The 8,802-nt window shown below is 44.0% G+C and carries 9 protein-coding genes and 1 pseudogene; 5 read left to right on the plus strand and 5 right to left on the minus strand.

Annotation, left to right across the window (positions count from 1 at the left end):
• Window positions 1-95: 95 nt before the first annotated feature.
• Complete coding sequence (locus H6F44_RS11740; RefSeq protein WP_190351158.1) at window positions 96-1,073, plus strand: tRNA dihydrouridine synthase; 978 nt, start codon at window positions 96-98, stop codon at window positions 1,071-1,073.
• Window positions 1,074-1,136: 63 nt separating this feature from the next.
• Here H6F44_RS11740 and psb30 read toward each other — a convergent pair whose 3' ends face one another.
• Window positions 1,137-1,268 (minus strand): photosystem II reaction center protein Ycf12/Psb30, encoded by a 132-nt coding sequence (gene psb30, locus H6F44_RS11745; RefSeq protein WP_190351149.1) that lies wholly within the window; start codon window positions 1,266-1,268, stop codon window positions 1,137-1,139.
• 179 nt (window positions 1,269-1,447) lie between these two features.
• On the opposite strand from psb30, the gene H6F44_RS11750 reads away from it, so the two are divergent.
• Window positions 1,448-2,356, plus strand: coding sequence for a tetratricopeptide repeat protein (locus H6F44_RS11750; protein WP_322096211.1), 909 nt, complete (start codon window positions 1,448-1,450; stop codon window positions 2,354-2,356).
• Between the two features lie 198 nt (window positions 2,357-2,554).
• Here the strand turns inward: H6F44_RS11750 and H6F44_RS11755 are convergent, their stop codons facing one another.
• Complete coding sequence (locus H6F44_RS11755) at window positions 2,555-3,379, minus strand: glutaminase (RefSeq protein ID WP_206754457.1); 825 nt, start codon at window positions 3,377-3,379, stop codon at window positions 2,555-2,557.
• 132 nt (window positions 3,380-3,511) lie between these two features.
• Between H6F44_RS11755 and argC the strand changes: the two genes are divergently transcribed.
• Window positions 3,512-4,570, plus strand: coding sequence for an N-acetyl-gamma-glutamyl-phosphate reductase (gene argC, locus H6F44_RS11760; RefSeq protein WP_190351151.1), 1,059 nt, complete (start codon window positions 3,512-3,514; stop codon window positions 4,568-4,570).
• 68 nt (window positions 4,571-4,638) lie between these two features.
• On the opposite strand, the gene tadA is transcribed toward argC, so the two are convergent.
• Window positions 4,639-5,106 carry a tRNA adenosine(34) deaminase TadA gene (gene tadA, locus H6F44_RS11765; RefSeq protein ID WP_199302097.1) on the minus strand — a complete coding sequence of 156 codons (468 nt, stop codon included), beginning with the start codon at window positions 5,104-5,106 and terminating at the stop codon, window positions 4,639-4,641.
• A gap of 40 nt (window positions 5,107-5,146) precedes the next feature.
• Between tadA and H6F44_RS11770 the strand changes: the two genes are divergently transcribed.
• Both H6F44_RS11770 and H6F44_RS11775 read left to right on the plus strand, forming a co-directional pair.
• A complete protein-coding gene (locus H6F44_RS11770) occupies window positions 5,147-5,437 on the plus strand; it encodes a DUF3181 family protein (RefSeq protein WP_190351153.1) in 291 nt (96 codons plus the stop codon).
• 14 nt (window positions 5,438-5,451) lie between these two features.
• Window positions 5,452-6,783, plus strand: a complete 1,332-nt coding sequence (locus tag H6F44_RS11775; RefSeq protein ID WP_190351154.1) for a sensor histidine kinase — start codon at window positions 5,452-5,454, stop codon at window positions 6,781-6,783.
• A gap of 185 nt (window positions 6,784-6,968) precedes the next feature.
• Here H6F44_RS11775 and H6F44_RS11780 read toward each other — a convergent pair whose 3' ends face one another.
• Together H6F44_RS11780 and H6F44_RS11785 are read right to left on the minus strand one after the other, a co-directional pair.
• Window positions 6,969-7,607 (minus strand): DUF3226 domain-containing protein, encoded by a 639-nt coding sequence (locus H6F44_RS11780; protein WP_190351155.1) that lies wholly within the window; start codon window positions 7,605-7,607, stop codon window positions 6,969-6,971.
• Between the two features lie 3 nt (window positions 7,608-7,610).
• Window positions 7,611-8,684 (minus strand): annotated as a pseudogene (locus H6F44_RS11785) (AAA family ATPase).
• Window positions 8,685-8,802 lie beyond the last annotated feature (118 nt).

The raw sequence follows: 8,802 nt of genomic DNA on the forward strand, positions 1-8,802 counted from the left end.
AAACCTTTTTATCATTTTTATCATTAGTTCATATATTGCTAAGACCTTTACCATCACCCATTTTATTGGAGCAGCCCCTCACGGCGCTAGCGCCCATGCAAGATGTCACTGATTTAGCATTTATGCAAATGCTGAGTAAATATGGCTGTCCAGATTACTATGTAACGGAATATTTTCGAGTTTATGCAAATTCCAATATTGATCGCCAGATTCTCAAATCGATCACCCATAACACCACGGACAGACCTGTATTTGCTCAATTAATTGGTGAGAGCATTCCCGATTTGTTGCGAATTGCCAGCCAGCTTAGTCAATATCCGATCGCTGGGATTGATCTTAACCTTGGTTGTCCTGCGCCCCGCGTCTATCGTAAAAATGTTGGTGGCGGACTATTGCGCGAACCTGAGACGGTGGCGCGTATTTTTGATGCATTGCGATCGCAAATTTCAGGACTATTCACGGTGAAAATGCGGGTGGGATTTGACTCAACGGCAAATTTTGAGAAATTATTAGACCTGATTAATGATTACCAAATCGATCTATTGAGTCTGCATGGGCGCACTGTCAAAGAGCTCTATCGCGGCGATGTGCATTATGACCTGATTCGCCAAGCGGTGCAGACGGTTAAATGCCCTGTGTTGGCTAATGGCAATGTCACTTCCTATGTCAAGGCGGCAAGCGTAATCCAAATGACAGGGGCGGCAGGGGTGATGATTGGGCGATCGGCAATTCGCAATCCTTGGATCTTTCAACAGATCCGCGATCATTTTGCAGGCAACCCCGTTAAGGAGATCGCCCTGAGTGATGTCTATGGCTATATTCATCACCTATTCACCATGACCGATCACGATGACTTTCGCGAAAAATCCCATGTGCAGAGTTTAAAGAAATTCTTAAATTTTATCGGTACTGGTGTTGATCCCGAAGGCAAATTTTTAGCAGCAATGCGGCTGGTGCAAACTAAGCAAGAATTATTTGATCTATGCGATCGCTATTTACTGACTCATGCCGATCAACCCTTTGCCCTAGACCCATACGCAAGTTTAATCGCACGTCCTAGCTGCGAAAACTAAAAATTGACACAAATGTGTCAATTTAAAGGGGCAGTACTTTGCACTACCCCTTTTTTATTAAATCTACAAATCGCCGTTATTAGCAGATAGCAAAAAGATAATTACAGGGCCAGAAATGACGATCAATGCTAGGCAAGTTAATTGGAAAATTAGCTGAAAGTTGATGCCAGAGAGCGTGTTGGTTAAAAAGTCCATAGTGGTTTTCTTAAATGAGGTTGAAGAATCAAAAGAGTTAGACAAAATTGTAAAGACATTTTAGCAACCATTGAGACGCAAAAAACTGATTTTCGCGAAAAGCCGATTAGGACAGTGAGCATTGCCAAAAAATAACGCTATGATTGGAAATATAAAAATGATTGGTAAGAGTTATACCCGTGCGTTATCAAATGCGTTATCGAGTTTGGTTGCTAACTGTTCTGGCTGCTGTTGGCGTTGGGGCATCTCCACTAAACGCCCAAGCCCTGCTGCACCAAACTACCAAGATTAACTTTGGCAATCTCGAAGAACAAGCTCTTGGATTGGCAAGGGAAGCCGCCCAACTAGCTCAATTTGAACAATACGATCTGGCACTGCCCCGCGCTCGCCTAGCGGCGCAGCTAGCACCTAAAGCTTTTCAAACTCAGGGCATCCTTGGCAGTATCTATCTTCGCAAGGAGCAGTACAGTGAGGCGATCGCCTCATTAAGCCTAGCCCACAAGCTCAAAAAAGATGAGCCAACAATTTTGTTTAGTCTTGGGGCAGCCTATCTGCGTAACAAAAGCTATCCTGAAGCAATTAGTACGCTCAAGCAGGGATTGGTACTAGAACCAAAAGCCGCGACAGCGATGTTTGATTTGGGTAATGCCTATTTTCTGACCAAGCGCTACAACGAGGCTGTCACCATTTATAAGGATGTGCTGACCCTAGACAATAAGTTTTGGGCTGCTACCAATAACATCGGACTGGTGGAGTATGAGCGTGGCAATATTGAGCAGGCGATCGCTAAGTGGCAGGAATCGCTCAAACAGGCCGAGAAAATTGAATTTCTGGCAGCCGAGCCAACCCTTGCCCTTGCTACCGCCTTTTACCGTAAAGGGGATCAGGCTAAAGCGATCCAACTAGGTGTGGAGGCGATGAAGATCGATCCCCGTTATGGCAAAATTCCTCACCTAGTAGAAAATCTTTGGGGTGATCAATTGATTAACGATGTCAAAGTGATTTTGGCACATCCAAAGGTAAAGACGATCATCGAAGAAAGTGATCTCGCCACTAGACAAGTGCCAAGGTTGCGTTTACGCAATTAAATAGGCAAGTATGGGTGGCGCTATGCTCTGCTCATACTTGCTATAACGTACTTGCTTGCTATGATTTTCTATGACTTTTGAGGGCTACCAGACAATGGCGATCGGGGCAATGGCGATCGCGGCAAATTAGAAGAACAAGCATAATAAATCAGATTCCTTTGAGCATTTTATCCATATCACCTGCCGCAGTAACAAACCTCAAACCTTGAGAACCTGTCTCAACAAATACATTCCCGCCACAGAATGACCAACAGGATCAAGGGCTGGACTATAACAGGCGATCGCCATGCGTTGAGGCGCGATCGCTAATATTGCGCCACTGATACTAGACTTGGCAGGTAATCCCATTTCTTGAGCAAATGCTGCCGAAGTTTCATACATTCCGCAATCGATCATAATTTCTAGAACTGTAGCAATATTCGGAACTTGAGACGCAATCAGCAAACTACCAATTTTTGCTAAATCCTTGACATCGCCGCGCAGACAGCAAATTTCTTCATAGACAGCAAGGGCATGATCGGGATGATCGATGATTCCAGATTTGTGTAATTGAGCCGTAATTTCTAAATTGCGGCGATGGGATACCGATCGCACTGAATCCAGCATTGCTTGATCAATGCTCAAATTTGCCCCTGATTGTTGATTGAGCCAAGCTTGCAGATCTTGAGCGCGATCTAAAAGCGAACAAAGGGCGATCGCCCCACAGTTGAGCATCGGATTAGGGGGCTTGCCGATGGGAATTGTATTAAAGGGTAAGGGTGAGGCTTGGCGGTCAACCAATTGCAATAGGCGATCGCTGCCTAATAGTTCTAATAGATATAACAATAAAAATGGTTTAACCGCGCTCATCAACGGGAAGGTGAGGTGATGCGCTCCAGCTATTTGCATGGCGTGACTGGGAGAACTAATGGCGATCGCGATCGCCTGCGGATCGACATTAGCAAGCAAAGGAATATAGCTAGGCAAATTGCCCTTGTTAGTTTCTAACCTAGCTGTGGCTATTAATTCTTCGAGGTCGGGCATGGACATATTGTTAAAACTATTGCAGTTGATTTTAAATGGTCAGCTTATGCTAAGTTTATTTGCCAAACATCGCCTTTTGTTTGCGTAATACGCGATGTATCAAGAACCCGATTTTTTTGCTGGAGTAAGTCTATGAGTCCACAGGAGCGCGTCCCCGTTGGTATTGTTGGAGCATCAGGTTATGGTGGCATCCAACTAGTCCGACTATTGCTAGAGCATCCGATGGTGAATATTACCTATATGGGCGGCAGTGGTTCCGTAGGACAAAATTTTGCCGATCTCTATCCCCATGTTGCCCATGCCGTCAATCTTCCCATCGAAAACCTTGAACCCGAAGCGATCGCCGATCGCGCCAAGATTGTATTTCTCTCCTTGCCCAACGGACTTGCCAGCAAAATCGCACCAAAGCTACTTGCCAAAGGCTGCAAAGTTCTTGATCTATCTGCCGACTACCGCTTTACTGATTTGCAAACTTACGAATCTTGGTACAAAGAATCCCGTGCCGATGCCGAGGTGAATAGCAAGGCAGTATATGGTCTACCCGAAATTTATCGCGATCGCATTGCAGGTGCGGATTTAGTCGGCTGTGCAGGCTGTTACCCCACCGCCAGTTTGTTAGCACTGCAACCATTGCTCAAGCAAGGATTGATCGAACCCAGCACGATCATTATTGATGCCAAATCTGGCACATCGGGCGGCGGTCGTCAACCCAAAACCAATTTGCTATTAGCGGAGGCCGATGGCTCCTTAGCAGCCTATGGCATTGCTAGCCATCGACACACGCCTGAAATTGAGCAGATTTGCAGCGACTTGGCAGGACAGGAGGTTTTAGTCCAGTTCACGCCGCACCTAATTCCGATGATTCGCGGCATTCTCTCAACGGTCTATGCCAAGTTACGCGATCCCGGCTTGGTTAAAGAGGATCTCCTCACTATTTATAAATCCTTTTATCGCAATTCTGAATGGGTACAGGTATTACCGAAAAACACATTCCCTCAGACCAAATGGGCTTTGGGGACAAATCTTTGCTATCTGGGGGTGGAGGTCGATAGTCGGACAGGCAGAGTAATTGTGGTGTCAGCGATCGACAATTTGATGAAGGGGCAAGCATCACAGGCGGTGCAATGTATGAATATCATGATGGGTTGGCAAGAGTCTTTGGCATTGCCTAGGCTCACGTTCTATCCATAGTTACAGCGCTTGGTGCTGACTGTAAACCCCAGGAAACGAGTGGTGATGCAAAGCGCCGCCACTCACTTCTAGCGTATTTTTTGGAACCATGCTTGTAATAATTCCTGACATTCCTGTTCTCTAATCCCTGCGATCGCCTCTAGTTTGTGAAAGGAAACGGGGCTGTCGGGCAGATTTGCCACTGTGCGAATGGAGCCTGTTTTGGGATCGTCAGCGCCATAGACAAGGGTACTCAAACGCGCCTGCACAATCGCCCCTGCACACATCGGGCAAGGCTCTAGGGTGACATATAGCGTGCAACCTGTGAGATGCCAATCTTGCAGAGTAAGGGCTGCCCATCGGATCGCCAGTATTTCGGCATGGGCAGTGGGGTCACGATCGCTCTCTTTGCGGTTTGTGGCGGTGGCGATCGCTTCACCATTTTTGACAATCAACGCCCCAACAGGAATTTCGCCCGCCTCACCTGCCATCTTTGCCAAGGCGATCGCCCGATCCATCCATTGGTAATGGGTTTCTATTTGTGCCATGATGTCCATAAAGTTAGTAAAAGTTGATTGGAGATTAGGTGAGACTGAGATGAGTACATCAGAACATATTGAACAATTAGCCGCCGCGATCGCTGAGGATGTGTATATAGATATTGCCAAATGGCATTTATATCTCAATGATGCCCATTTACACCGCCCCCTTGCGGAAAAGTTTTATCCTATGCTCATCGATGGCATCACGGAAAGGGATGTTAGCAAAGTTCTCACAGAAACTAAAATCGCCATTGGCGGCGGCAAGCGTGAGATTTCCTTAAGTGATTTGATTCCCAATAGTTGCCAGCATCGCCTATTGACAATTTTGGAAGAATTTGCCGATTGATTGAGCCTTCCTATATGAATACTGCCGCTAATTCTGTATTTCAATCCATGCGCCGCCGTCTGGCTTTGTGGTATGCGATCGTGACAGCGATTTTGTTGATCGTGTTTGCCACAGGATTCTATCTTTATGTGCAGACCACTTTAATCGATCGCATTGATGACACCATCGACCATGTGGCAGAAGTAATCGAGCGATCGCTAATTCGTTCTAATTTGATCGATTTAGAATCTGACTTTAGCCATAATTTCTCCGCAAATGCCCAAGCAATTGATGCCGATCACATTGACATTGATTGGTTTGCACCTAGTGGCGAAATTCTCTGGACAACCAATAGTAATGTGGAATCATTGCAACCAAGGGAAAAGGGGATTTTGCAACCCGTTTATCGGACAGTGCATCTAGCAGAAATAGAACCATTGCGTCAGATGACAGAACCCATAGTGATCAATGGCAAGTTATTGGGCTATTTACGCATTCGCCATCCTTGGTTTGAGGTCACTAAGCCCATTAAGCAGTTGTTTTTGGACTTGGCGATCGGCACAACGCTAATGGTGTTTGTGGTGCTGCTGTGTGGTTGGTGGTTAGCAGGGATTGCGATGGAGCCTGTACGCGAATCCTATCAACGGCTCAAGCAGTTTACCGCCGATGCTTCCCACGAGTTACGCAATCCCATTGCCGTAATTCAAACTAATGTGCAGGTTGCCCTTGCCGATCCAGATCCAGCAATTCCGCGATCGCAATTGGAAACCATTGAACGGATTACGCGCCGCTTGGGAAGATTGATTGAAGATTTATTATTTTTAGCAAGACATGATGGCGGCAGTAATAATCATCGCCAAGACATTTGCAATCTATCGCAGATCCTGAGTGAGGTGATGGAAGAACAGGCGGCGATCGCCCAACAAAAACAGATAGATTTGGAATTGATGCTCCCTTCATCAGACTTATCGGTAGTGGGCGATCGTGATCGTCTCGGTCGTTTATTTACTAATCTCGTCAGCAATGCGATCGCCTATACCCCCACAGGTGGCAAGGTACAAGTCGCTACACAGCCCCTAACCAGTCAAAATCAAGTCCAGATCCAAGTGCATGATACAGGCATTGGCATTCCTGAAACAGAACTATCGCAAATTTTTGAGCGTTTCTATCGCTATCAATCATCAAAAAATTCCAAACCAAGTTCCAAATCGAAATCTGCTAATCCTGCTACCAGTGGCTCAGGGTTGGGTCTTGCCATTGCTCAAGCGATCGCCGAGAGCCATCAGGGTAAAATCAAAGCCGATAGCAAGGTTGGTCAAGGCACAACCTTTACGGTCAGTTTGCCAATGTCTTGCATCCATTTCTAGCCCAACCCGCTTAGCATCTATTAGATCGAGCAGATTGTAAGTAGCTAGGCATAAATAAACTCAAAACCGAAGAGATTGTTCCGCCCGCTACGCGGGCGGAACAATCTCTGGTTTTAGGATTTAATATGCTGATCTACTTATTACAGACAAAGTTGGTCAAAAATAGAACCTGCGGTTACTTTGACTCACAACTCATACAATTCCTTAAACCAAGTCACAAATTTCTGAGCATTAGGATGTGTTCTATCAAAAATAGTTCTCTTCTTGACTGCTGTTGAGATTTGTAGTCCTGATGGTTCTTGCCAAGCTAACCAAGTGTAAATATTTGCTTTGTCAATGTGATTTGGTGTAACTTTTGCCCCTCTAATCTTTGCTTCCTGCACCGACTCTTTCGCAAACTCCCATAAAACTTGATTTTCTTCAGGAATAATGTCAGCTAAAAAAGTCTCTAACATCCCACGCATCTTGTTGTCAGGCATCATCCAAATCCCAAATTGAATATCATTAGGTGCATTCCAAATTAATCCATTCTCTGGCAGATCTTTTGGCAAATCAGGAATGCTTGGTAAGCAAACATTTCTGATGCTCGTCCAACGATTATTAGGATGTTCATCGGCATCAATAATGATACCCAGTGTAGTTAGTCCAGAAGCTAATAATTCTGTCGCAATTACTTCTTCTTTTGCCAAATTTTCGTAACCATTTGAAGGTTTAATCCAGTCAATATCTTTTGCAACAATGAAATTTAACCCATGCGATTTCATCAGTTCTGCAATTACAAACTTATCGTCCTTACCTTCAACAAGCAATACTTTATCGTTCATGATTTACCGAACCTCAATATGACGTTCCGCCGCGATCGCAATTTGTCGCTCAGTAAAGACAATGCTGTGCGGTTTTCCTTTTTCTACTCGATGAATCGTAATTCCATCTTCGCTAGGATTTTCTGCATTGGCAATATCCGCCAAACTCTGCCAGCAATCATTGCTATGGGTAGTTGCAAAAATCTGTACATTAAGACGCTTTGCTGTTTCCCAGAGCATTTTCCACATATCAGACATCACGGTAAAATGCAGTCCTGTATCAATTTCATCAACTAACAAAACTCCATCTTTTGCATTGACGATCGCTAAAGCAAGTCCTAGCATTCGCCACATTCCATCGCCCATGCTACCAATTGGTATACGTTGATTTTCGGGTGTTTGGACAATAAAACTACCGCGTGTACCTTTATATGAATTCTTGCCAATAAGAGGCGCAATTCGTTTTATTTGAGGTTCAATAATCTGTAAAGCCTGAATAACAAGATCTTCTTCTGGCGTAAGTACCTTATCTTCAAATAAATTAAGCGCTTGTTCAGTAGTTAGTGATGATGAGTTTACAAACTGAAGATTTGACTTGCTATGATTTACTAGACTATTAACCGTGTCTTGCAATGTCTTGAGAGATAGCATTCCTTCTGAGGAAAGTTTGACTGAGGTTTCAATTTCCATAAAATCTATCAGACGTTTAACACATAGCAATATCAATTCTTGATCTGTATGTTGTGCCTTTCTATTCTTGATATCAATAATTAATTCTGTTTGATTATCACTAAAACTTTTACCACTGATTGTAAATTTACTATCAATTTGAATTTGATGGTTATAAAAAAGATGACGAATCACCAAATTTTTGTCTTGGTATTCTTCATTCATAACATACTCACTTCTACCAGTGATTATTTCTCCTAGTACTTCAAAGTCAAAAGTAAAAGGTGCATCAAGAAGTAATTAAAGTGCTTCTAAAATGGAAGTTTTACCACTGTTATTAGTACCAACAATGAGATTTAACCTTCCTAGTTGTCTCATCTCAAAGGATGGGAAGCAGCGAAAATTTTCTATTTTGAGGGATTTCAACATAATCAATTCGCTCATGTGGGTAAATAGGTGAAATGGTAAAATAGGAAAAAAGTTTTGACGCAACAACAGACATAAACATGATCAAGTTTCCCCTAACTGAACTGTTAGACGATCAAGC

The sequence above is a fragment of the Pseudanabaena cinerea FACHB-1277 genome, assembly GCF_014696345.1.
Classification (GTDB): domain Bacteria; phylum Cyanobacteriota; class Cyanobacteriia; order Pseudanabaenales; family Pseudanabaenaceae; genus Pseudanabaena; species Pseudanabaena cinerea.

Coding starts and splice junctions, on each gene's coding strand:
- tadA (WP_199302097.1), bottom strand. CDS start 5,106: ATGGACATCATGGCACAAATAGAAACCCATTACCAATGGATGGATCGG.
- H6F44_RS11770 (WP_190351153.1), top strand. CDS start 5,147: ATGAGTACATCAGAACATATTGAACAATTAGCCGCCGCGATCGCTGAG.
- H6F44_RS11775 (WP_190351154.1), top strand. CDS start 5,452: ATGAATACTGCCGCTAATTCTGTATTTCAATCCATGCGCCGCCGTCTG.
- H6F44_RS11780 (WP_190351155.1), bottom strand. CDS start 7,607: ATGAACGATAAAGTATTGCTTGTTGAAGGTAAGGACGATAAGTTTGTA.
- psb30 (WP_190351149.1), bottom strand. CDS start 1,268: ATGGACTTTTTAACCAACACGCTCTCTGGCATCAACTTTCAGCTAATT.
- H6F44_RS11740 (WP_190351158.1), top strand. CDS start 96: ATGCAAGATGTCACTGATTTAGCATTTATGCAAATGCTGAGTAAATAT.
- argC (WP_190351151.1), top strand. CDS start 3,512: ATGAGTCCACAGGAGCGCGTCCCCGTTGGTATTGTTGGAGCATCAGGT.
- H6F44_RS11755 (WP_206754457.1), bottom strand. CDS start 3,379: ATGCCCGACCTCGAAGAATTAATAGCCACAGCTAGGTTAGAAACTAAC.